This is a genomic window from Pseudomonas sp. GM33 (assembly GCF_000282295.1).
Classification (GTDB): domain Bacteria; phylum Pseudomonadota; class Gammaproteobacteria; order Pseudomonadales; family Pseudomonadaceae; genus Aquipseudomonas; species Aquipseudomonas laurylsulfatiphila.
In genome coordinates, this window is sequence record NZ_AKJO01000130.1 from 1 (window position 1) to 22,466 (window position 22,466).

Annotated in this window: 19 protein-coding genes; 6 read left to right on the plus strand and 13 right to left on the minus strand. The window is 60.8% G+C overall.

Annotation, left to right across the window (positions count from 1 at the left end; translation table 11 throughout):
* The 11 genes from PMI26_RS31965 to PMI26_RS07085 form a co-directional block, all read right to left on the minus strand.
* Positions 1-239, minus strand: a 239-nt coding sequence (locus PMI26_RS31965) for a hypothetical protein (RefSeq protein WP_238540833.1), incomplete at its 3' end; no start/stop codon positions are given.
* Between the two features lie 21 nt (positions 240-260).
* Positions 261-2,033 (minus strand): alkyl sulfatase dimerization domain-containing protein, encoded by a 1,773-nt coding sequence (locus PMI26_RS07130; RefSeq protein WP_007977702.1) that lies wholly within the window; start codon positions 2,031-2,033, stop codon positions 261-263.
* An 83-nt stretch (positions 2,034-2,116) separates the two neighbouring features.
* On the minus strand, positions 2,117-3,442 hold the full coding sequence (locus tag PMI26_RS07125) for a DUF1254 domain-containing protein (protein WP_238540834.1): 1,326 nt from the start codon (positions 3,440-3,442) through the stop codon (positions 2,117-2,119).
* Between the two features lie 163 nt (positions 3,443-3,605).
* Positions 3,606-4,076: an acyl-CoA thioesterase gene (locus PMI26_RS07120; RefSeq protein ID WP_007977707.1), complete on the minus strand. Its 471-nt coding sequence runs from the start codon at positions 4,074-4,076 to the stop codon at positions 3,606-3,608.
* 70 nt (positions 4,077-4,146) lie between these two features.
* Positions 4,147-5,289, minus strand: a complete 1,143-nt coding sequence (locus PMI26_RS07115) for an acyl-CoA dehydrogenase family protein (RefSeq protein ID WP_007977708.1) — start codon at positions 5,287-5,289, stop codon at positions 4,147-4,149.
* A gap of 109 nt (positions 5,290-5,398) precedes the next feature.
* Positions 5,399-6,964: an arylsulfatase gene (locus PMI26_RS07110; protein WP_007977712.1), complete on the minus strand. Its 1,566-nt coding sequence runs from the start codon at positions 6,962-6,964 to the stop codon at positions 5,399-5,401.
* Between the two features lie 67 nt (positions 6,965-7,031).
* Entirely contained in the window at positions 7,032-7,616 is a 585-nt protein-coding gene (locus PMI26_RS07105; protein ID WP_007977714.1) for a DUF2889 domain-containing protein, read from the minus strand.
* 63 nt (positions 7,617-7,679) lie between these two features.
* Positions 7,680-8,507 (minus strand): SDR family NAD(P)-dependent oxidoreductase, encoded by an 828-nt coding sequence (locus tag PMI26_RS07100; protein ID WP_007977716.1) that lies wholly within the window; start codon positions 8,505-8,507, stop codon positions 7,680-7,682.
* A 34-nt stretch (positions 8,508-8,541) separates the two neighbouring features.
* Positions 8,542-8,961, minus strand: coding sequence for a MaoC family dehydratase (locus PMI26_RS07095; RefSeq protein WP_007977717.1), 420 nt, complete (start codon positions 8,959-8,961; stop codon positions 8,542-8,544).
* Between the two features lie 9 nt (positions 8,962-8,970).
* Positions 8,971-9,411, minus strand: coding sequence for a MaoC family dehydratase N-terminal domain-containing protein (locus PMI26_RS07090; RefSeq protein ID WP_007977719.1), 441 nt, complete (start codon positions 9,409-9,411; stop codon positions 8,971-8,973).
* 64 nt (positions 9,412-9,475) lie between these two features.
* Positions 9,476-10,663, minus strand: a complete 1,188-nt coding sequence (locus tag PMI26_RS07085) for a lipid-transfer protein (RefSeq protein WP_007977721.1) — start codon at positions 10,661-10,663, stop codon at positions 9,476-9,478.
* Positions 10,664-11,101: 438 nt separating this feature from the next.
* On the opposite strand from PMI26_RS07085, the gene PMI26_RS07080 reads away from it, so the two are divergent.
* Both PMI26_RS07080 and PMI26_RS07075 read left to right on the plus strand, forming a co-directional pair.
* On the plus strand, positions 11,102-12,952 hold the full coding sequence (locus PMI26_RS07080) for a DUF1302 domain-containing protein (protein WP_007977723.1): 1,851 nt from the start codon (positions 11,102-11,104) through the stop codon (positions 12,950-12,952).
* A gap of 26 nt (positions 12,953-12,978) precedes the next feature.
* A complete protein-coding gene (locus PMI26_RS07075; RefSeq protein WP_007977724.1) occupies positions 12,979-14,346 on the plus strand; it encodes a DUF1329 domain-containing protein in 1,368 nt (455 codons plus the stop codon).
* A 257-nt stretch (positions 14,347-14,603) separates the two neighbouring features.
* Here the strand turns inward: PMI26_RS07075 and PMI26_RS07070 are convergent, their stop codons facing one another.
* Both PMI26_RS07070 and PMI26_RS07065 read right to left on the minus strand, forming a co-directional pair.
* Positions 14,604-15,278, minus strand: a complete 675-nt coding sequence (locus PMI26_RS07070; RefSeq protein WP_007977728.1) for a TetR/AcrR family transcriptional regulator — start codon at positions 15,276-15,278, stop codon at positions 14,604-14,606.
* Positions 15,275-16,426 (minus strand): iron-containing alcohol dehydrogenase, encoded by a 1,152-nt coding sequence (locus PMI26_RS07065; protein WP_007977729.1) that lies wholly within the window; start codon positions 16,424-16,426, stop codon positions 15,275-15,277. The genes PMI26_RS07070 and PMI26_RS07065 overlap by 4 nt, the downstream gene beginning before the upstream one ends.
* Positions 16,427-16,833: 407 nt before the next feature.
* Here PMI26_RS07065 and PMI26_RS07060 point away from each other — a divergent pair, with 407 nt between their 5' ends.
* The 4 genes from PMI26_RS07060 (at position 16,834) to PMI26_RS07045 (ending at position 22,282) form a co-directional block, all read left to right on the plus strand.
* Positions 16,834-18,273 (plus strand): hypothetical protein, encoded by a 1,440-nt coding sequence (locus PMI26_RS07060; protein WP_007977731.1) that lies wholly within the window; start codon positions 16,834-16,836, stop codon positions 18,271-18,273.
* Positions 18,274-18,277: 4 nt separating this feature from the next.
* Entirely contained in the window at positions 18,278-19,735 is a 1,458-nt protein-coding gene (locus PMI26_RS07055; protein WP_007977733.1) for an acyl-CoA reductase, read from the plus strand.
* A gap of 57 nt (positions 19,736-19,792) precedes the next feature.
* Positions 19,793-20,854, plus strand: a complete 1,062-nt coding sequence (locus tag PMI26_RS07050; RefSeq protein WP_007977734.1) for an NAD(P)-dependent alcohol dehydrogenase — start codon at positions 19,793-19,795, stop codon at positions 20,852-20,854.
* 96 nt (positions 20,855-20,950) lie between these two features.
* Complete coding sequence (locus PMI26_RS07045; protein WP_007977736.1) at positions 20,951-22,282, plus strand: MFS transporter; 1,332 nt, start codon at positions 20,951-20,953, stop codon at positions 22,280-22,282.
* The last annotated feature ends 184 nt before the right edge of the window (positions 22,283-22,466 follow it).

Consider the following 22,466-nt stretch of genomic DNA (forward strand, 5'->3'; position numbering starts at 1 on the left):
GCTGCGATCTTTTGATCCTGGTGTTGATTTGGCTGTGACGGTATTGGTCGGCTGTCAGGCCGCCATCGCTGGCAAGCCAGCTCCCACAGGGATTGGGGATATTTGCCGAGTCGAGGTGGCTGGACAGCAGCCAGGATCAAAAAATCGCCGCCTTCGGCAGCTCCTACATTGGAATGCGTTTCCCTGTAGGAGCTGCCGAAGGCGGCGATCTTTTGATCCTGCTTTGTTTTGTCTGCCACTTGCGCAGCAGCATTCGCCGACTAGACCTTGTACGGATCGAACAACGCGAGAAACGCCGAGGCGCCCTTCTCGTCTCCGGTCAACTCGACCTTGCCGCTCCCCTGCAACTCAGACAGCCCCTGCTTGTTCAGGAACAGCGCGGCGAACGTCGCTGCATCGAGACGCAGCACATAGTCTGCCTTCTGCGAGTAAGTCGCCGGCGCCGCAACGAACTGCGCCACGCCTCGGCGCACGTGCAGCGCCACCGAGGATTGAGTGCCGTCGACAAAATCGAAGCGCATCACCGCATCGGTGTCCTGAGCCTTGACCGGATCGACACGCACCCGCAACTCGTCGACGAAGCGCGGCGGATTGGCAGTAATCTGCGCAGCATTGGGCGGTATCACCCGGGGCAGCTTGATCTTGCCTTCCAACGCCAGTGCCTGGTTCAGCATGAACGCGCGGGTGATGCTCGCGGTGGCCACATTGGCACTGCGTCGCAGCAGGTCAGCCTTGAGTTGTTTGACTTCCGCATCGTCTGGTGTCAGGCGGAACTGATACCCCAGTAGTTCCAAGGCCCACGCCAGTTCGCCCTTCGCTTGCGCCTTGCGCACCTCGGCGAGCACCTTGTCGCGCCCGCCCAGCAACGGCACCAGCCGCTCTGCACTGGCCTGCGGCGGCAGCTTCACCAGGCTTGCAGCATCGCCGTCCCACCAACCCAGTGCATGCTCCATGATGGCGGGTGCGTACCAATCCAGTTGACCGTAGGACTCGAACATCCAGGGGTCTTCTGCCAGGTGCCGGGGCAGCCGGATGAAATCGCGCAGGTCTTCCGGTCCCTTGCCCTGGAGAATCCCACGCAGGGTCTGGTCGAGCACCAGGTTGATGAAATCCCGGTAGTTGCCCAGGGTTTGCAGCACTTTTTCTTTGCCAGCAACCGGCAGGGAATGTTGATTGATCAGGTACTCGGGCTGAAGATCGATCAGGTCCTGCAAGCCCAGGGTCCAGTCGCGCGGCTCGCGGTACTTGGCACCGCGCGGGGTGTAGAAGTTGGGCATCCACGGCCACACCAGGTTGTTCAGCGCGACCTTGCGGTCCGGCAGCCAGACGGCAATGGTATCGTCAGTGTCGGAGCCACCACGGGTGAGGAATTTAAGGCGCACCCCTGCGACCACCATTTCCTGGCCATGCTGCACGGGTGTGTTCACCGGAATAAAGCCGCTTTCACCCATCGACACCGCGAAACCGGCCTTGCCATCGGGCCCTTGCTCCGGCAAGGCGATCTGCGCGTGCTGGTACGCGCGGGCACGCTGCAGCGGTTCGACCTCCGAGTAGTACGACCCCAGGCCGCTGATCTGCATGTTCTCATTGAGCTTGGGATGGCCGATGGTCGGCACATCCTTCTCGCCCTCGACCAGTGTGCGGGCACCTTTGGTGTAATGAGAGTGGCTGTAGATGATGGCCTTGATCGGCTTGTCACTGAATTTTCGGATCTCTTCCCGGTAGCGCTTGCCATCGGCCAGGCCTTCGCCGGTGTCCCAGACGATCAGCCCGTCGGGGCCTTCGATCACGGCCGAATTGAGCATCAGGCCAGGGAGCATCCACACCCCCTCGGTGAGTTTGTAGGGTTCACTGTTCTGATGCCTGACGAGCCTGGCATTGTCGATGACCGCCTGGTTGATCAGCGCACCGCTGGTGGTGTGCCCCACCTGAACCGGAGCACCCATGAACAGTGACTCGTCGGCCAGGACAGGCAGCGCAACGCTGGCGGCGAGCAGGCCGACGAACAGTGGAGACAGCGGGAAACGCGGCATAAATCACTCCTTTGTGGTTGTTGTTCTATAGGGCAACGTAACGCGTGGCGGGATACCGCCGAGTGAGGACATTCGTGGGTCAATCAATCCATCTGCTTGACTGTCGGTGGTTGCCAGGTCTGGTTCAGCACCGCGTCGTCCGGTACGTAGGCCCGGAGCGCCAGGTAAAAACGCCCCTGCCTGGGAGAAGGCAGCCAGTTGGATTCCTTGTCCTTGCCCGGCGAATCATTCTGCAGATAGAGACTCATCGAACCATCGGCATTCTGCTTGACCCCTGGCGTGCGATCCCGAATCGCATAGCGATTGATCGGGTTGTCGACCAGGTTTTTATCCGGGCCATACAGGGTCAGTGACCAGAATTCCTTGACCGGCGGCAGTTGGCCCTTGGCGAAATGCAAGATGTAGCGCTTGTTGCCGTCAAGCGGCTGACCATCGACATCGGCATACGCCACAATGTAAGTCGCCTCCTGCGGTTCGTTACAGATGATGCCCCCGGCGGCGCAGATTGCCCGGCCACGGAAGTCATCTTCAAGGCCGGCGCGTCCACCGTTCTTGCGCGAGAAATGCCAGCCATTGACGGGTTTGTTGGCCACGCCTGCCGCAGACATCCCACCCACCATGGGTCGACCACCCTGCGCAGCACGAGCCAGTCCGCGCTTGCTCGCCTCATCAAGCAGGTCGAGTTGGCCATTCAGGCCGGGGCCGATACCCACTGTCGCAAACAGCTCGAGCAGTTGTTTGTCCTTTGCCGCAGGCGGGTTCTGCGCCATGGCCTGGTTGATCGTCTTCCAGTCCGCCAGTGGGTCGCGCTGGCTGTCGGCGGGCACCTGTACATCGCGATTTTCAGGCAGCGTCGCGCCGGGCTTGTCCCACAAACTCAGGGGCACGACCTGGTACTGGTCCTGCAATTTGTTGACGGCCGCAACATCATTGCGGTCTTCGACAAAGGTGCGTCCGAACACCAACGCGTGGGGCGTGCGGGCTCGAATCACACCTTGCACGTTGGCCGGAGTTTCCCCCTGCCAGTCGGGGCCGACGATGAGGAACGCGCCCGCCTTCGATCCCGTCGTGCGTTTGCCGACATAGCCAAAGTTGTCGGCGTACATGTCCGCCAGCTGGAACACGAAATAACGCTCGCCCATGTCAGGATGGGCCAGGACTACCGGCTCCTTGCTCAGGTCGAAGAAGCCCCATGAGTACAGCGTATCGTTGTTGGGCGAGCCGCCATCCTTGTAGTCGGCATCGACGATGTCCCTGAAGTGGTAAAAATGGTTGGGGGCCGCATACGGGAAGGACGCCGCATCAGTGGCCCATTTGTGCCGCAACGTCGCCAATTGCAGGATGGGGAAGGCGTAGATATACGCCTGCACGCCGACCGAGTAAGCGTACTGTTCTTGCCAGTCGCCCACAGGGGGGATCGTTTTTTCATCTTTAGCCAGTGCCGGTGTCAGCATCAGCGCAAGGACGAGGGGTGAGAGGGAGGAACATGAAATTTTCATCGTTGAGCTCTTCCTGTCGTTCAATGAAAAAAGAGGCAGGTCCGTCCGGCTCGAAGGCGAATGGAGATGCCTGTTACGCCGATGTCGCCGACAGCAGCTCACAGCCATCCACCTCGACTATCCTGCTGCGCAGATGATCGGGTACGGTGACGCGCTCTCCGGTCTGGTTCACCAGCCAGACGCAGACCGAATAGCCGTGACCGACCAGTGAGCCGTTCCACACCGAAAACTCCATGCGAAAACTGGTTTTCCTGATCCAGGCAATCCGCGCGCACACGAGGATTTTTTCTCCCTGGAACACCGGCCGGTCGTAGGTGAAGCCGACGTCCTTGATCACCGGCCCCGGTGTATCCGCAGTGAGGCGTGGCACACCGATTTCGGTCAGATAGCCGACCCGTGCCTCTTCGCACCAGGTGAGGTACGCACCATTGTTGGCATGGCCATAAAGATCCAGGTCGCTCCAGCGCGTCTCCAGTTCCTTGGCGAACCACCAACCCTGCTCCACGCCGTAACGCGCCCGGTTCGCTTCGTTCAAATCATTCATTGCACTTACCCTGTCTATTCATCGTTTGGCAGTTGCGCGGCGGCCTGGCGCTGCGCAACCGCTGTCAGTCTCAGAGCGTGCGCGCCACGAGTTCGCGCATGATGTCGTTGGCACCGCCGTAAATGCGCGTCACGCGGCTATCCAGGTAATGCCGCGCTACCGGGTACTCGAGCATGTAGCCGTTGCCGCCGTGCAGTTGCAGGCACTGATCGACCACCTTCGAATACAGTTCCGAGCAATACAGCTTGGCGGCTGCCGCGGCTTCGCTGGTCAGCTTGTGCGCCAGGCACAGTTCCATGCAGCGATCGACGTAGGTCTGGCCGACGGTGATCTCGGCTTTCAGGTCGGCGAGTTTGAAGCGCGAGTTCTGGAAATCGATGATCGGCTTGCCGAACACGGTGCGGCCACGGGTGTAGTCGATGGTGTGATCGAGCACGGCCTGGGCACCGGAAATGCTGCTGACGGCAATCGACAAGCGCTCCCAGGCCAGTTCCCTCATCAACTGAATGAAGCCCTGCCCCGGTACATCGCCGAGCACGTTCGCTTTGGGTACGCGCACATCCTCGAAGAACAGCATGGTGGTGTCCTGCGCATGCAGTCCGACTTTTTTCAGCGGCGTGGATTTGCTCACGCCCGGCCGGTCAGCCTCGACCAATATCAGCGAAATATCCTGCGAGCCCTTGCCGGTATTTCCGGTCCTGGCCACCAGGACGATGATGTTGCAGTTGGTGCCGTTGGAGATGAAGGTCTTGGACCCGTTGATGATGTAGTCATCGCCATCGAGCACCGCGCGTGCCTTGACTGCTTGCAAGTCGGAGCCGGTGTTCGGTTCGGTCATGGCCACGGCGGCAATGGCTTCGCCGCTGGCCATTTTCGGCAGCCACTGCTGCTTCTGAGCTTCAGTGCCGAAGTTGATGAAGTAACCGGCGCAGATGTCATGCACCGAAAAACCGTTCAGGCCCGTGGTATTGGCGAAGGCGATTTCTTCGGAGGCGATCATCGAGAAGCGACGATCCAGACCCAGTCCGCCATACGCTTCAGGGGTCGTTGCGTTGAGCATGCCGAGTTCACCGGCACGTCGCCAGATTTCGCGCGGTACGCAGCGGTTTTCTTCCCATTGCTCGTGAAACGGGCTGCACTCTTCGCTCAGGAAACGGCGAACGGTGTTACGGAACTCTTCGTGTTCATGCTCGAACAAAATACGGGGGATCATGGCTTTTCCTCAGGGACAAGAGCCGAACATTGCCGGCCAGGCTTGTCCACGATAGGAAATGCCGAGGGGGTACTGTCCCCCTCAGGGAGAGGGGGACGATTGGCTGTTGTCAGTTGGCCGGTGGTGTCAGTTTCTGCAGCTTCATCATCGCCTGTTTCACCGCCAGGCTCTGATAGCTGATATTGGCGGCGTTGAGGCTCACGCCTTCCTGGAACGGGTACTGCGCAAGGGTGGCCATGAACGCCTGGATTTTGTCCTGGATCGGCACGAACAACCACATCTGGTCGCCAGCCCAACGCGCAGACATTGCCGAGTCCCGGCGAGCTGTCTCAAAGGGGTCAGCCTTCAGATTGGTAACCACCGGCACATTGGTGACCGTCCGGGTTGCAGAGCCGAAGGAGCCGGTCATGCTGGCAAAGGTCACCTTCCAGTCACGCCAGCGTACCGCGTTCAATTCGCCGCCCATGCCGAAGTAGAAATACTCCTCGCGCGGGCTCTCCTTGGCCTCACCCTTGAAGAAAGGCAGGAAGTTGTAGCCGTCCAGATGCACCTTGTAGGGTTTGCCGTCCAGGGTCGTGCCCTTGGCAAGGTCCTCGCGCAGCTTGGGCAGGCCGGCCGCCGCGGCCAGGGTCGGCATCCAGTCGTTATGGGCGATCAGGGCGTTGGAGTGACTGCCAGGCTTGATCACGCCAGGCCATTTCACTAACAGCGGCACGCGGTGCCCGCCTTCGTTGGTGGTGCCCTTCTCGCCATTGAACGGCGAGGTGCCGCCATCCGGCCAGCTGACCTTCTGTGCGCCGTTGTCGGTGGTGTAGATGATGATGGTGTTGTCGGCGATGCCCAGGTCGTCGAGCTTCTTCAGCAACTGACCGACCTGCCCGTCGTGTTCGACCATGCCGTCCGGGTACAGGCCGATGCCGGTCTTGCCGTCGGCTTCCTTGCTCAGGTGGGTCCAGACATGCATGCGCGTGCTGTTGAACCAGACGAAGAACGGTTTATCGGCCTGGTGCGCCTTGTCGATGAAGTTCCCGGTGGCCTGGACGAATTCCTCGTCGATGGTTTCCATACGCTTGCGGGTCAACGGGCCGGTGTCCTCGATCTTGCCGTCGGCATACGAGTGGACCACCCCACGCGGGCCGTACTTTCTGCGGAATTCAGGGTCTTTCGGATAGTAATAGGTCTCGGGCTCTTCCTCGGCATTCATGTGGTACAGATTGCCAAAGAACTCATCGAAACCGTGTTGGGTCGGCAAGTGTTTGTCGCGATCACCCATATGGTTCTTGCCGAACTGCCCGGTGGTGTAACCCTGCTGCTTCATGACGTTGCCGATCGTTGGCGCCCAGTCCGGGATGCCGTGCTCGGAGCCGGGCATGCCAACGGTCAACAGGCCGGTGCGGAACGGATGCTCGCCGAGCAGAAACGCCGAACGCCCGGCGGTGCAGGATTGTTCGCCGTAGGCATGGGTGAACAGCACGCCCTCGTTGGCGATGCGATCGATGTTCGGCGTCTCGTAACCCATCATGCCCTGGTTGTAGGCACTGAGATTGGAGTAGCCGATGTCGTCGCCGAAGATTACCAGGATGTTCGGTTTATCGGCCGCCAGCGCAGTGGCCCCCCAGCACCACATCGACGTGGCAAATAGCAAAGCAGGCAGCCATGTTTTAGTGCACTTCATGTTGCGTCTCCATTGTTGTTATTCGTTGGGATCAGCACAGGTTTTCAATGTCACGACATGGCCAGGGTCAATCTTTTCCTGTTGGACCGGGCTCGTAATGGTCCGGCCACAGCGTGCGCACGGCTTCGCCATCGGTGCGATAGGTGTGGCAGGTGCCGATGACCCAGTGCTTCGGGCGTTTGAAACCAGGCTCGCGGGTCTCGCGCAGGCGCAGCTGCTCACGCAACAACGGTGCGGTGGTCTGGATCAGGGTGGTGGCCATGGGGCCAAGCAATTCGGTCAGATGCGTACAGCCGCGCTCGCCGCCGACGCGTTCAGCCACCCGTTGTTTGAACCCGGCACCGATTTTCAAGCCCTTCAAAGCCGCGTAGGCGTGGCTGATCTGCTTGCACATGGGCGCGGGCGTGATTTCAGAGCGCGCTTCCACCTGCTGGATCACGAGGTTGGCGTCCACGGTCATCACGATGACCATCTGATGCAGCGCCCCGCCGGCCTCAATGGTGCCAAAGGGCATTTCTGTTTCTCTGCCCTTGATGTCCAGCAAGCGTCCTTCAATGTCGAACAGGCCGTCGCTGCGTAAATACCCGGTACAGGTGACGGTGCGGGTATGCAGCAGTTGCCGCACAGGAGTGGTTGCTTCGTCGTCGGTCATCGAACAGCCTCGCGCCGGAGTCGGGAAAGGCGACCGTGCAACACGGTCGCCGTTGCTTTCTGATCAAACCGTACCCAGGCCGCCACCGCAGACCAGTACCTGGCCCGAGAGGTAGTCCGATTCCGGGATGCAGAACAGATACACGGCGTTGGCCGCTTCGTCCGGGTTGCCGGGACGGCCCAGCGGAATCATGGATTTCGAAGCTTCGACGGTGGCCTGACTGATGCCGACCTTGATTTCCCGCCCTTCGATATTGATGAACTTCGGGTCACCTTCCACCGGCAGGGTCATACGGGTTTCGATGTGACCAAAAGCCACCGCATTGACGTTGACCTTGTAGCGGCCCCACTCCTTGGACAGTGCCTTGGTCATGCCCAGTACACCGGCCTTGGCCGTGGAATAGTTGACCTGGCCGGGATTGCCACTGGCCGATACCGAGGAGATGTTGACGATCTTGCGATTGACCACGCGGCCTTCGGCAGCCTCTTGCTTGGCCGCCGCGCTGATGATCGGCTGAGCCGCGCGCAGGATGCGGAATGGCGCGGTGATGTGGCAGTCGATGATCGCGTACCACTGCTCGTCGGTCATTTTCTGGATCACGCTGTCCCAGGTGTAACCGGCGTTGTTGACGATGATGTCGATGGTGCCGTAGCTGTCCATCGCGGTCTTGACCAGGCGATCGGCGAAGTCAACGGCCGTCACGCTGCCCACGCAGGCAACGGCGTCACCGCCAGCGGCGCGGATTTCTGCGACCACTTCCTCGGCCGGCGCAGCGTCCAGATCGTTGACCACGATACGGGCACCTTCGCTGGCCAGTTTCAACGCCACGCTACGACCGATACCACGGCCGGAGCCGGTGACCAGGGCGACTTTACCTACGAGCTTTTTCATTGTTGGGTTCCTGCCAATGTTTTTGTCATTGAGTTCAAGCTACGGCGACGATGGCGTCACCGGTCAGGCGAGGTTCGCCGTGTTGGTTGTTGCACTGGATCTGCAGGCGCACGCGTTTTTCGCCGTCGGCTTCGTATTTCTCGACAATGCGCCCGGTCAGGTGCGGGACATGGCCGAGTTGGGTGATACCGACGAAGCGCATCGACAAAAAGCGGATCTGCGCTTGCGGCACCCAACCGGTCAGCAGCCGGCCAAGGTAGGCGGCCGACAGCATGCCGTGGGCAAACACATCGGGTTGGCGCGAGCGGCGTGCAAAATCGAGGTCGATATGCACCTGGTTGTGATCGCCGGACGCGCCGGCATACAGCGCCAGCGTGGTGCGATTGACCGGTGGCAACTGCAACGGCGGGAGTGCGTCACCCACCTGTAGCTCGCTGTATAGAGGGATCGTCATGTCTGCTCCTCAGCGCTGCACCACCGACGAACGAACGTCGGCGATGTGCTCACCCATCTGGTTGGTCACACGGGTTTCGCTGACCACGAATTGCAACGCGCCGTTCTTCTTGTCGTAGACGTCGACAATCCGGCTATCGAAGGTCAGCACGTCGCCGGCGAACGCCATCCGGTGATAGGTGAAGCTTTGCTCTGCATGCAGGATGCGCCCGAGGTCAAAGCCCATGATGCCTTCGACGATATGGTCGGTATCCCGGCCTTCACGCTCGAGGCAAAACAGGAACGTCGGCGGCATCGGCAGGGATTTGTGCCCCGCCGCCCTGGCCGCCGCTTCGTCGGTATAGACAGGATCGGTTTCGCCGATGGATTTGGCGAAGAAACGCAGGCGCCCCTTCTCCAGCTCGGCAGTGGTCACGCCGAGCGAACGGCCGATCAGACTGATGTCTGCCATTGCACTGGGTTCCTTGCAGGTGATTGGGAAAACGCGCGCTCCAAGCGAGCGCGCGTACAGCTGATCAGCCGCGACCGAACAGGGTCACGATGCCTGCGCCACCCAGACCCAGGTTGTGTTGCAGCGCGTGCTGCAGGCCTTCGACCTGACGGTCACCGGCGGTGCCGCGCAGCTGGTGGGTCAGTTCATAGCACTGGGCAAGACCGGTGGCGCCCAGCGGATGTCCCTTGGACAGTAGGCCGCCCGACGGGTTGACCACGACCTGGCCACCGTAGGTGTTGTCGCCATCCATCACGAACTTCTCGGCGCCGCCTTCAGGGCAGAAGCCCAGGCCTTCGTAGGTCAGCAGTTCGTTCTGGGCGAAGCAGTCGTGCATTTCGCAAACACGAATGTCTTCCGGACCGACACCGGCTTTTTCGTAGACTTCCTGCGAGGCGCGCTGAGTCATGCCGACACCGACGATGCTGATCATCGACGGCGGATCGAACGCGTCCGGCTTATCGGTGACCAGCGACTGGGCGAGGATGGTCACGTCGGTGCGCAGGCCATGTTTCTTGGCGAAGCGCTCGGAAACGATGATCGCCGCAGCACCGCCACAGGTCGGCGGGCAAGCCATCAGGCGAGTCATCACACCCGGGAAAATCACCTGGTCGGCCATCACGTCTTCAGTGGTGATGACTTTCTTGAACACCGCCAGCGGGTTGTTGGCAGCGTGACGGCTGGCCTTGGCGCGAATCGCCGCGAAGGTCTCCATCTTGGTGCCGTACTTTTCCATGTGCTCTTTGCCGGCGCCGCCGAACAGGCGCAGCGCGTTCGGCATGGCATCGCCTTCCGGGAAGATCTGGCTGGACACGGCCATACCCTTGCCGTAGGTGCCTGGACGGTCCAGCCAGTGATCCTTCAGCGCGCCCGGCTGCATCTGCTCGAAACCGAACGCCAGCGCGCAATCGACGGCGCCGCTTTCCACAGCCTGGCGAGCCAGGTACAGGGCGGTCGAACCGCTGCCGCAGTTGTTGTTGACGTTGACCACCGGGATACCGCTCAGGCCCACTTCGTACAGCGCCGACTGGCCGCTGGTGGAATCGCCGTACACATAGCCGGCATACGCCTGCTGCACCAGGTTGTAATCAACGCCCGCATCCTTCAGGGCCAGGCGAATGGCCTGCGCGCCCATCTCGATGTAGCTGAGGCTGGCACCAGGCTTGGTGAACTGAATCATGCCGACGCCGGCTACGTAAGTTTTCTGCGACATCATTTTCTCCAAGGTCAGTTGAAAGGCTCCGTTCGTCGCGTTGGTCTGGCGGCGATCACAGCAACCCCTGGATCGATAGTTACGTAAACCGGCCTGACTCCTGCCCCCTCCTGTTGAGGGGGATGGGTCGAACTGCCCTGCATGGCTGGCAGCACGCCCGAAAAGCACTGCTGCCCCCCTCCCCACCACCTGCCTGCCCCCCTCTCCCCGAGGGGGCATCGCTCGCCTGCATTGCGATTAGCGTTGCCCCCAGCTCGACCAAAAACAACAACAAAAATCACACAGGTAGCCGCAACGTGACTCTCGTCCGCACTGCATCAGATTCAACTCCACCACGGCATTTTTTTTGCTGCTGCTCTCACCTGCTCAACCGCCGCGAACAACCCGGTCAACTGGACTGACTTCCCGTCGTTTTGAAATTTGCAATTGGAGCGCCACATGACAATAAGAAAGTACGAAGCCTTCCAGCCGCAGTTGCTGGCGGTGGCTGTCGCGCTGGGCGTTAGCGCTCAGGCACAGGCCATTGATTTCAACATCGGGGAGATCCAGGGGCAGTTCGATTCTTCGCTGTCGATTGGCGCCAGTTGGGCTGCAGCCGATCCGGATCCGAAGTTTGTTTCCAACTTCAACTCAGTAGGCGCAAACGGCAACTCGTCGGCACGCAACGCCGACGATGGCCGACTGAATTTCAAGAAAGGCGAGACCTTCTCGAAAATCTTCAAGGGCGTTCACGATCTGGAGCTGAAATACGGCGACAGTGGCGCCTTCGTGCGCGGCAAGTACTGGTACGACTTCGAGCTCATGGATGAGCACCAATCGTTCTACGACATCGATGATCGCGGCCGAGATCGCGCCGCCAAGTCTTCAGGTGCGATGTTCCTCGACAGTTTCATCTACCACAACTACACGATCGACGATCTGGCAGGCAACGTACGCCTGGGCAAACAGGTGGTGAGTTGGGGTGAGAGCACCTTTATCAGCAACGGCATCAACGCGATCAACCCGGTCGACGTGACGGCTTTGCGTCGCCCGGGCGCCGAGGTCAAGGAAGGCCTGATTCCCGTGAACCTGCTGTATGTGTCACAGAGCCTGAGCGAGAACCTCAACGCCGAGGCTTTCTACCAGCTGGAGTGGAAAAAGTCGGTTGTCGATAACTGCGGGACCTTCTTCAGCGTCGACCCGATCGCGAAGGGCTGTACTGATCGCAACGTGCTGGCCGGCCTGGACCTGGCGCCAGGCGTGGCCAGCAACACCGCGACAATCCCCCAGATCAATGCCGGGGCACTGGATGATGTTTACCTGCCGCGCGCCAAGGACAAGGATGCTCGCGACGGTGGCCAGTACGGCCTGGCCTTGCGCTGGAACGTGCCGGAATTGAACGACACCGAGTTCGGCGCTTATGCCTTGAACTATCACAGCCGCAGCCCCTCGGTCAGCTTCACGCAAAACACTTCGACAGTGCCCGGGCTGGCCCAACAGGTTCGCGCGACCCGCTACTTCGTCGAGTATCCCGAAGACATCCGCCTATATGGTTTGAGTTTCGCCACCAACTATGAAGGCGTCGCGTTGGGCGGCGAAGTCAGCTACCGCCCCAACCAGCCCTTGAGCATCAATGGTGCCGATCTCAACTACGCAGCCACCGGCGTTTCGCCGCTGACGCCGGTGTTCACCTCCGGGTTTGCCAGCAAATCTGCCGGCGCCTACTTGCCTGGCTACAAACGTATGCCTGTGACCCAGGCGCAATTGACCGCCACCAGGTTCTTCAATCAGGTCCTGGGCGGCGAGCGTCTGACCCTGATCGGTGAAGTCGGCTACACCCACATCAGTGGCCTGGGTGCAACCGACGGCACCGACCTGCGCTTCGGCCGCAGCACCACCTTCGGCCCCGGCATTTTGCCGGGAGCCGCCGGAGCGGCCACCTGCGCCGGTAGCCCGACACAGGTTCCCGGCGCGCCCGCCGGCACAACCCGGCCGAGCAACCCGCAACAGGAATGCAACAACAAGGGCTTCTACAGCACCAGCTCCTGGGGTTACCGCACGCGCGCCAGCCTGAATTACCCGAACGCCATCGCTGGCGTAAACCTCACACCGAACGTGGCCTGGTCCCATGACGTCAATGGCCGCAGCCCGACCTTTGAGGAAGGCGCCAAGGCGATCAGTGTCGGCCTGGATGCGGATTACCAGAGCACCTACACCGCGAGCCTCAATTACACCAACTTCTTTGGTGGTGATTTCAATACCCAGACTGATCGCGACTTCCTTTCACTCAGCTTCGGCGTGAACTTCTAACAGGCGTCAGACGGAGGAAATACAGCATGAAAACCACATCCATGATGCAAGCGGGCGCTTTGGCGCTGAGCCTGTTGGCCACCAGCGTAATGGCCGCAGTATCCCCTGAAGAAGCCGCCCAGTTGGGCACGACGCTGACTCCGCTGGGCGGGCAAAAGGAAGGCAATGCCAACGGTAGCATCCCTGCCTGGACCGGTGGCTTGAAAACCAATGCCGCACCGGTGACCAATGGGTTCGTCGGCAACCCGTTCGAAAATGAGAAACCCTTGCTGGTGATCACACCGGCCAACGCCGAACAGTACAAAGACAAGCTGACTCCAGGCCAGCTCGCAATGTTCAAGCGTTATCCCAACAGCTACAAAATCCCGGTATACCCAACCCACCGCACCAGCTCATCGCCACAAAAAATCTACGACATCGTGAAGAAAAACGCGGTGTCTACGCAGCTCGTCAATGACGGCAACGGCGTCGGCAACTTCGGTGATGCGCATTACTTCCCCTTTCCGATTCCAAAATCCGGCGTAGAGGTCTACTTCAACCATGCGACCCGTTATCGCGGGGGTGGCTACACAAGAGGAACCGCCCAGGCCGTTCCTCAGCCTGACGGCTCATACATCATCGTCCAGATTGAAGAAGAAATGGGCTACCCGGAAAAGATGCAGGGCGTTGATCCGGCAACAGCGGCGAACGTTTTGTACTACTACAAGAACACCATTACCGGGCCGGCGCGGCTGGCCGGTACTGTATCGCTGATCCATGAAACCATCGACCAGATCAAAGACCCCCGCCAGGCCTGGGTCTACAACGCCGGGCAACGCCGAGTACGTCGCGCGCCGCAACTGGCCTACGATGGGCCGGGCTCTGCATCCGACGGCATGCGTACCTCCGACAACGCCGACATGTTCAACGGAGCACCGGATCGCTATGACTGGAAGCTGGTTGGCAAGAAGGAAATGTACATCCCCTACAACAACTACAAGCTGCAATCACCCGACGTGAAATACGCTGATATTCTCAAGCCGGGGCATATCAACCAGGATCTCTCGCGCTATGAGCTGCACCGCGTCTGGCATGTCGAGGCCACGTTGAAGCCGAGCCAGCGCCATATCTACGCCAAGCGCGATATGTATTTCGACGAGGACAGCTGGACGCTGGTGGAAGCCGATCACTACGACGGCCGCGGTCAACTGTGGCGAGTGGCCGAAGGCTATCCCTTCAGCGACTACGTGAACGGCATCACCGTCTATGCCGTGCAAAGCATCGCCGACCTCGTCGCTGGCCGCTACGTAGCATTCGGCATGATGAACGAGACCGGAAAAGGACCGAACTACGACGTCAGCTACAAACTGGCGGACTTCACGCCCTCGGCGCTACGCAATGCCGGCGTGCGTTGATCGCTGATCTCTGACCTGTAGGAGCGAGCTTGCTCGCGATGGACGTCAACGATAACGCGTACTTGTTGAATAAACGCGTCGTCCCAGGGGTCCATCGCGAGCAAGCTCGCTCATACAGGGGGCTTCAGTGGTCACAGGTCCCGAGTAAAACCGGGCCCTCCCTGTGGGAGCCAGCCTGCTGGCGAAGAACGGCCGGACAACGCGATCATTCAGACAGGGCGCGTTATCGTTAACGTCCATCGCGAGCAGGCTCGCTCCTACAGGGGCGTCGCTGTCGTCAACAGCGCATGCAACATGCGCGCGATCAACAGCGGGGTGTCGTTGTCAGTCAGGTAGCCGGGGTTTTCCAGCAACATCGCCCTGGGTAAAGCCAGCAGTGTCTGGTAAACCAGAAATTCGGCCTTCTCCCGATCCTTCACCACCACTTCGCTGGCAAAGCGCTGCATCAGTGTCGCTGTCGCGGTGGTGTCCCAGATCTGCCTGGCCTTTATCAGATCCAGCCGCACCAACTCGTCGTAATGGGTGGCGCGAACGCTGAACACCGGATCGAACAGGGTTTTCTTGTAATGGGCCGCCAGACCGACCCGCAAGGTCAGGACGATCCCGTCGAACAGCGTTGCGCTGGCCGGCAATGCGCTGATGCCCGCCAGCAACTCGGTGTGAACTTCGGCGCGATAGTCCTCGAAGATCGCCGCAATCAGCGCCTCCATCGTCGGGAAGTATTCGTAGATCGAACTGATCGCCACGCCCGAGTCTTCAGCCAGACGCAGGGCGGACAAAGCAGCCCGCCCTTCTTTTTCAAGAATCTGCCGCCCGGTCTGCTTCAGCGCCGAGACCAGGGCGATAGACCGCGCCTGCCGTGGTGCCTTGCGCGGTTGCGCCGGCACTTCGACCTGAAGAACGCCGTCATCCCCGGTGTTTTTGTCATTCATAGGATTTCCCGGTAGATCGCCAGTACATCTTCGTACCGCACTTCCCGTGGATTATTGCCGAGCAAACGCAGTTGTTTCATCGCATCGGTTGCCAGCGCCTCGATGTCGGACTCGACGATCCCCACTTCGCTCAAGCGCGCTGGCAGGCAAAGTCCATCCGCCAACGAACCCAGGTATTCGACCAGCGCGGACGCCTTGTGCCTGTCGCAACCCTCGATACCCGGCAGGACAATGGGGGCCAATTGGGCATACAGGTGCGCCACGGCGTCGAGGTTGAAGCGCATCACCGGTCCCAGCACCAACGCATTGGATACCCCGTGCGGGACATGAAAACGCGCACCGATCGGATAGGCCAGGGCATGTACCGCCGCCACCGGCGCGTTAGCGAACGCCATACCTGCCAGGCAGGCACCGAGCAGCATGTCTTCCCGTGCTTTGAGGTGGGTGCCGTCATTACAGGCCTGGAACAGGCTGCCGGACAACAGCTGCAATGCTTCGCGCGCCAGGCAGTCGGAAATCGGGTTTTTCAGGTGTTTGGTGGTGTACGCCTCAATGGCATGGACCATGGCATCGATCCCTGTCGCTGCCGTGACATGCGCAGGCAAACCAAGGGTCAGTTCTGCATCCAGTACAGCCAGGTCAGGCAGCAGCAAGGGCGAAATAACGACATTCTTCTCGCCCGCACCGGTGGTCACTACCGAGACTGCGGTCACTTCCGAGCCAGTCCCCGCGGTGGTCGGCACCAGAATCAGCGGCAGACGCGGCCCCTTGGCCTGGTTGATGCCATACACCTCGGCCAATGATTCTTGACTGCGGGCCAGCAGGGCCGCCAGTTTGGCGGCATCCAGCGAACTGCCGCCCCCCAGACCCACCACACAATCGGCGCTACAGGCCTTCGCCGCGTCCACCGCGGCCAGAATCACCGATTCAGGCGGATCGGCCTGCACCTGGGAAAACACCGTGACGGCGATGTTTTCGCGCACCAGGCCGTCAAGCACCCCATCGAGCAATCGCGCGGCAATGACGCCCGCATCGGTCACCAGTAATACCGACAGACAACCCATGGCTTTCACTTGCGTGGCCAGCCGGGTCGAAGCGCCCGCTTCAATGACGATTGATGGGGTGGTCTGGAATGTCATTTTCAGCATGAAAACCTCACGAGTTTCTGAGTGGCCGCAGGGGTGGCGAATGCACGACGCGCACGTCCTCCGGAAACCTCTCACGCTAGCGATTTGACGAGCGCCGAGGTCCCCTCGTTCGGGGTGGGGAGATTTAAACAATCAAGATCAAAAGATCGCAGCCTGCGGCAGCTCCTACATTGACCGGGTTGCATCCTGTAGGAGCTGCCGAAGGCTGCGATCTTTTGATCAAGCAAACACAGAGTGATCCGTACAAACTTCCGAGCGAACACTTATTTACCTTGTTTATCAATCACTTGAACTAAACCATCAAACGCCAGAATCCGGAATAAAACCGCGCCAGTCATCCCCATACTCGAACCCTGCCCTACCCGGCCCCGGCCGGTTTTTTTCACCTTCGAGTAGCGAGCCAGACGATGCCCACTGCGCAACAGTCAATAGAACAAAAAACCAAGCTCCTGCTGACCAACCCTGCAAAACTGGTCAACTATTCCCAGCTTGCCTGGCACCAACTGCCCCGCGCGGAAGTTCAAGCGATGCAGTTGTGCGGCTTGCAACAGCGTTTCGCAGACCTGCGAGAGCGCATACCGGTACTGAAGAAGCTTGCCGACGCTGAAGGCATCGAACACATCGAGCAGCTCGACGATGCTGTGCCGTTGCTGTTCGAGCACACCGTCTACAAGTCCTATCCGCCGTCGCTGCTGGAAAAACGCAGCTTCGCCCAGATCAACAAATGGCTGGCGAAACTGGTGACACCGGAGATCGGCGAGGCCGTCATGGCCGCCGACGTCAGCGCCTGCCAAGGCCTGGACGACTGGTTCGAGACCATGGACAAGGCTGTGCCGGCCCTGCGCATCAGCCATACCTCGGGCACCTCCGGCACCCTCTCGTTCCTGCCACACGGAGTACGCGAGTTCGAGAAAACCTTCGAGATACGCCGCTTGTTCGCCTGGAACATGGACGGCCCGGACACGCCGCCACCCGAGCTGCACACCGCCTACCCTTACTACCGCAAGGGTTACCTGAGTCATGTGCGCGCCAACGAATTCATGATCAAGGTGCTGCTGCCGGACGAAGCGCATTTCCATGCAGCCTACCCGTCGACGCTCTCCACCGACATGCTGCACCTGGGCGCAAAGATTCGCGCGGCGTATGCCAAGGGCACCCTCGACCGCCTCGACATCAGCCCGGAATTGCTGGCCCGTAAAAAACAGTTCGATGAATTGCAGATGGAGGCGCCGCAGCACCTGGCGACGTTCTTCGAGCAGATGGCCTCGCAACTCAAGGGCAAGCAGGTCTACATCGGTGCGACCTGGAACCTGTTGCACAACATGGCCAAGGCCGGCCTGGAGTGCGGCCTGGAGAACGTGTTCCATGCCGATTCCTACATCAGCACCACGGGTGGCGCCAAGGGCGTCGTGCAACCTGAAGGCTGGCGCGAGGACGTGTTGCGCTTCACCGGCGCCAAAGCGTTGCATGAAACCTATGCCATGTCGGAAGTCATCGGCGGCTCCCACGCTCGCTGCGAACACGGCCACTTTCACCTGGCCCCAACGGTGATCGCCTACCTGCTCGATCCGGACACCAGCAAGCCGTTGCCACGTGAAGGCCGGGTCACCGGGCGTGCCGCGTTCTTCGATCTGGGCGCCGACGTGCGTTGGGGCGGCTTCATCACCGGCGATGAAATCACCATCGAATGGGACAAACCCTGCGCCTGCGGCCGGCCGAGCCAATACGTCGTCGGGCCCATACAGCGCTACAGCGAAAAGAACGGCGGCGACGACAAGATCACCTGCGCCGCCACTGAAGACTCCCACCGCGAAGCGATGGATTTCCTGAACACCTTCGAAGGCTGAAACCATGACCCAACCTATCGCGCCGATGATCATTCGCGGCCAAGTCATTACCGACAACCTGATCGAAGTGGGCGGCCGTGGCGGTGACCTCGCCTTCCTCACCCCCGATGCGCACCAGTACATCGACAAACTGCCGCTGGGTAACCCGGCAAGGCTGGCCGACCTGTACACGCTCAGCTTCGAGGACATCCTCGATTATGCGCAGGCTCTCGGCGAGCGCCTCGACTTCGCCAGCAACCCCTACCTGCAGGAAGCCTGCGAACTGTCCTACCTGACCGCGCCCACCACACCGACCATGGTCAAGGGCAGCTACATGGGGCTGCGCCACATGCTCACCCGCGAAGCGATCATCGAAGCGGTGGAAAGCACCGTGGGCATCAAGTATCTGGAAGGCTGGGTCAAACAGCAGTTGATCGACGGCACCGAACTGGAAACCCGCTGCTTCGGCGCACGCACCCTGCACATCGTCGCCGGCAACGCGACCTCCCTGTCACTGCTGACGATCATCCGCAACATGGTGCTGCGCAGCGACGCGATCATCAAGGCACCGTCCAACGACCCGTTCACCGCACTGGCCATCGCCCGCACCATGGTCGACATGGCGCCAGACCATCCGCTGACCAGACACCTCAGCGTGGCTTACTGGAAAGGTGGCGACCAGGCCTTCGAACAACGCCTGTACCAACCGCAGAACCTGGAGAAGATCGTGGCCTGGGGTGGCTATGCCTCGATGAAGCATGTCACCCAGTACATCCAGCCGGGGCTGGAGCTGATCTCCCTCGATCCGAAACGCAGCGCCAGCATCATCGGCAAGGGCACATTCGCCAGCGAAGCGAGCATGCGCGAAGCCGCTGTGCGACTGGCCATGGACATTGGCGCGCTGAACCAGAAAGGCTGCGTGTGTGCCCGTGTCGTCTATGTCCAGAGCGGCACCGACGAGGCCGGCCTGGCGCAGTTGAACACTTTCGGCCGTTACGTCTATGACGCCATGCACACCTTGCCCAACACCTTGAGCACCGTGCCCAAGCGCTACGACCCAAACCTCAAGGCCCACGTCGATGCGCTGCGCCTGGATGACGAGTGGTACCAGGTGATCGGTGGCAAGGACGGTGAAGGCGCCATCATTTGCTCGCAGATCCCGGAGCCGGTGTCCTTCGCCACCCTGCTCGACGACCGCACGGCCAACCTGGTGCCGGTCGATGAGTTGAGCGAAGTCATGGACGCCGTGGATTCCTACACCCAGACCGTCGGTATCTATCCGGAAAGCATCAAGGATGAACTCAAGGACATCCTGCCGCTGTATGGCGCGCAACGCATCGTCTCGCTGGGCTATGCGGCGGCCATGAAATGGGCCGCTCCGCAGGATTCGATCGAGCCGCTGCGGCGCATGGGCAAGTGGATCTCCAATCAGATTGCCTCGCCCGAAACCTCACCGGCGCCCTGGTTGCGCCCGTCTATCTGACCTTCCCTGTGCCCCGACCTCTGTCGGGGTACGCGTTTCCTCTATCAGGAGTCCCCCATGTCAACTTGTCTAGGATTTGCCGCCCATGAGGCCCACGGCGCGCTGACGCCCATTCGTTTCGAGCGGCGGGCCCTGCGTGCCGATGACGTGGCCATCGATATCGCCTACTGCGGCGTCTGCCACTCGGACGCCCACCAGGTGCACAACGACTGGAACAACACTGTGTACCCTTGCGTACCTGGCCACGAGATCGTCGGCCATGTGACCGCCGTTGGCAGCAGCGTCAGCCGCTTCAGGATCGGTGACCGGGTCGCGGTCGGATGCCTGGTCGACAGTTGCCAGCAGTGCACGCCGTGCGCAGAGCATCAGGAACAACTGTGCAGCCACGGTCCAACGCCTACGTACAACGGCAAGGATCGCGTCAGCGGCGAAAACACCCTGGGCGGCTACTCCGACCATATCGTCGTGCGCGAAGCCTTTGTGCTGCGCTTGCCGGAACGTCTCGATCCACGTTTCGCCGCGCCGCTGCTGTGCGCCGGCATCACCGTGTGGAACCCGATGCGCCGCTACGGCGTGGGCAAGGGTTCGAAAGTCGCCGTCGTCGGTCTGGGCGGGCTGGGTCATATGGCGGTGAAACTGGCCGTCGCCCTCGGTGCCGAAGTCACCGTGATCACCACCTCACCCGGCAAGGCCGACGACGCCCGCGCCCTGGGTGCCAACCATGTGCTGCTGTCGAACGACCAGCAGGCAATGCTCGCCGCGACCAATGCCTTCGAATTTATCCTCGACACCATTCCCAGCCGCCACAACGTCAACCCGTACCTGATGCTGCTCGGTCGCGACGGCGTGATGGTGCTGGTCGGTGCCATCGAACCGCTGGAACCGATCCATGGCGGCCTGCTGATGCGCAACAACCGCACCCTCGCCGGCTCGATCATCGGTGGCGTCCAGCCCACTCAGGAACTGCTCGATTTCTGCGCTGAACACCAGGTACTGCCGAGCTGCGAAATGATCGGCATCCAGGACATCAACACGGCGTTCAGCCGCTTGCAAACCAGCGACGTGAAGTACCGCTTCGTGATCGACATGACCACCTTGCGTTATGTGACGCTGGAATAAGGCTCCCGCGTTGCGGTGCCCGGCACCGCAGCGCGCTGGCCATTTCCCCGCGTACCAGACAATAAAAACAATCGGTTTACCGTGCAGGAGTATTCCATGAATCAACTCGAGCAAACCTTGCCGCTCACCGGGGCAAGCCCTTGCGCCGATCTGGCGAGCATCTATCGCAAGGTCATCTGGCGCCTGATGCCCTTTCTGCTGGTCGCGTTCATCATCAATGCGATCGACCGCATCAACATCTCCTTCGCCAAGCTGCGCATGGCCGAGGACATCCTGTTGAGCGATGCCGCCTATGGCATCGGTGCCGGCATCTTCTATTTCGGCTACATCCTCTTTGAAGTCCCCAGCAACCTGTACATGCAGCGCGTCGGTGCCCGCGCCACGCTGACGCGGATCATGGTGCTCTGGGGACTGGTAACGGTGGCGACGGCGTTCGTCACCACACCCAATCAGCTGATCGCCGCCCGCTTGCTGTTGGGCATGGCTGAAGCCGGCTTCTTTCCGGGCGTGATCCTGTACCTGACCTACTGGTTTCCTTCGGCATTGCGCGGGCGCATCACGGCGGCGTTCATGATGTCGGGGGTGGTCGCCGGGATCATCTGCGGCCCGCTGGCCGGCGCGATCATGTCCAACCTGCATGGCTGGCTGGGGTTGCGCGACTGGCAAATGCTCTTCGTACTGACCGGCCTCCCGGCCATCGCACTGGGCATTTTTGGCTGGTTCTGGTTGACCGACCGGCCGGCGCAGGCCACCTGGCTCAGCGTCGAACAGAAACAAGCGCTGGCCGAAGTGCTGGAAAACGAGCCGGGCAAGCGCCAGGGCGGCTTTGCCCAAGTACTGCGCGACCCGCGGCTGTACATCGCCGGGCTGGTGTATTTCTGCATCTACAGCGGCTCGAACACCGTGTCTTACTGGATGCCCACGCTGATTCGGGATTTTGGCCTGCTGGACCTGAAAACCATCGGCATGGTCTCCAGCCTGCCTTATCTGGGCGCGATGGTTGGCATGTACCTGCTCGGGCGCAGTTCCGATCGTCATCTGGAACGGCGTTGGCACCTGGCCTCGACGCTGATGGTCAGCGCCTGCTGCTTCATCCTGCTCGGTTTCGTCCAGGGACATGTCGCCCTGTCGATCGGATTGCTGGCGCTCGGCGCGGCGGCGGCTTTGTCCGCTGTCCCCCTGTTCTGGACCATTCCACCGGCATTACTCGGTACGGCCGGTGCCGCCGGCGGGATCGCGGTCATCAGCAGCATCGGCCACCTCGCCGGGGTTGCCAGCCAGGCCATGGTCGGCGCGATCAAGACGGTCACCGGCAGCCTGTATCTGGCCTTCGACGTGATCGGCGCGGTGCTGGTGTTCGGCACCTTGCTGCTGCTGATCGCAATCCCTGCACGCAGCCTGAATGAACGGCGCAAGCCACCACAATAAGATCAAAAGATCGCAGCCTGCGGCAGCTCAGGGGAAACGCATATACCTGACTCACGCGTACACCTGTAGGAGCTGCCGCAGGCTGCGATCTTTTGATTCAAAACCAGGCCGGCCGGTAGGCCGCCTCGGCTGCTTTTGATTTTGATTTTCTTGCCCCATCGAGAGGCCGAGCGCAGGTTCTGCG

Bases quoted from the DNA above. Each gene is read 5' to 3' on its own strand.
- PMI26_RS07065 (WP_007977729.1), bottom strand. From the start codon at position 16,426: ATGCTGAAAATGACATTCCAGACCACCCCATCAATCGTCATTGAAGCG.
- PMI26_RS07060 (WP_007977731.1), top strand. From the start codon at position 16,834: ATGCCCACTGCGCAACAGTCAATAGAACAAAAAACCAAGCTCCTGCTG.
- PMI26_RS07045 (WP_007977736.1), top strand. From the start codon at position 20,951: ATGAATCAACTCGAGCAAACCTTGCCGCTCACCGGGGCAAGCCCTTGC.
- PMI26_RS07050 (WP_007977734.1), top strand. From the start codon at position 19,793: ATGTCAACTTGTCTAGGATTTGCCGCCCATGAGGCCCACGGCGCGCTG.
- PMI26_RS07115 (WP_007977708.1), bottom strand. From the start codon at position 5,289: ATGATCCCCCGTATTTTGTTCGAGCATGAACACGAAGAGTTCCGTAAC.
- PMI26_RS07085 (WP_007977721.1), bottom strand. From the start codon at position 10,663: ATGTCGCAGAAAACTTACGTAGCCGGCGTCGGCATGATTCAGTTCACC.
- PMI26_RS07095 (WP_007977717.1), bottom strand. From the start codon at position 8,961: ATGACGATCCCTCTATACAGCGAGCTACAGGTGGGTGACGCACTCCCG.
- PMI26_RS07100 (WP_007977716.1), bottom strand. From the start codon at position 8,507: ATGAAAAAGCTCGTAGGTAAAGTCGCCCTGGTCACCGGCTCCGGCCGT.
- PMI26_RS07055 (WP_007977733.1), top strand. From the start codon at position 18,278: ATGACCCAACCTATCGCGCCGATGATCATTCGCGGCCAAGTCATTACC.
- PMI26_RS07110 (WP_007977712.1), bottom strand. From the start codon at position 6,964: ATGAAGTGCACTAAAACATGGCTGCCTGCTTTGCTATTTGCCACGTCG.
- PMI26_RS07090 (WP_007977719.1), bottom strand. From the start codon at position 9,411: ATGGCAGACATCAGTCTGATCGGCCGTTCGCTCGGCGTGACCACTGCC.
- PMI26_RS07075 (WP_007977724.1), top strand. From the start codon at position 12,979: ATGAAAACCACATCCATGATGCAAGCGGGCGCTTTGGCGCTGAGCCTG.
- PMI26_RS07080 (WP_007977723.1), top strand. From the start codon at position 11,102: ATGACAATAAGAAAGTACGAAGCCTTCCAGCCGCAGTTGCTGGCGGTG.
- PMI26_RS07130 (WP_007977702.1), bottom strand. From the start codon at position 2,033: ATGCCGCGTTTCCCGCTGTCTCCACTGTTCGTCGGCCTGCTCGCCGCC.
- PMI26_RS07120 (WP_007977707.1), bottom strand. From the start codon at position 4,076: ATGAATGATTTGAACGAAGCGAACCGGGCGCGTTACGGCGTGGAGCAG.
- PMI26_RS07070 (WP_007977728.1), bottom strand. From the start codon at position 15,278: ATGAATGACAAAAACACCGGGGATGACGGCGTTCTTCAGGTCGAAGTG.
- PMI26_RS07105 (WP_007977714.1), bottom strand. From the start codon at position 7,616: ATGACCGACGACGAAGCAACCACTCCTGTGCGGCAACTGCTGCATACC.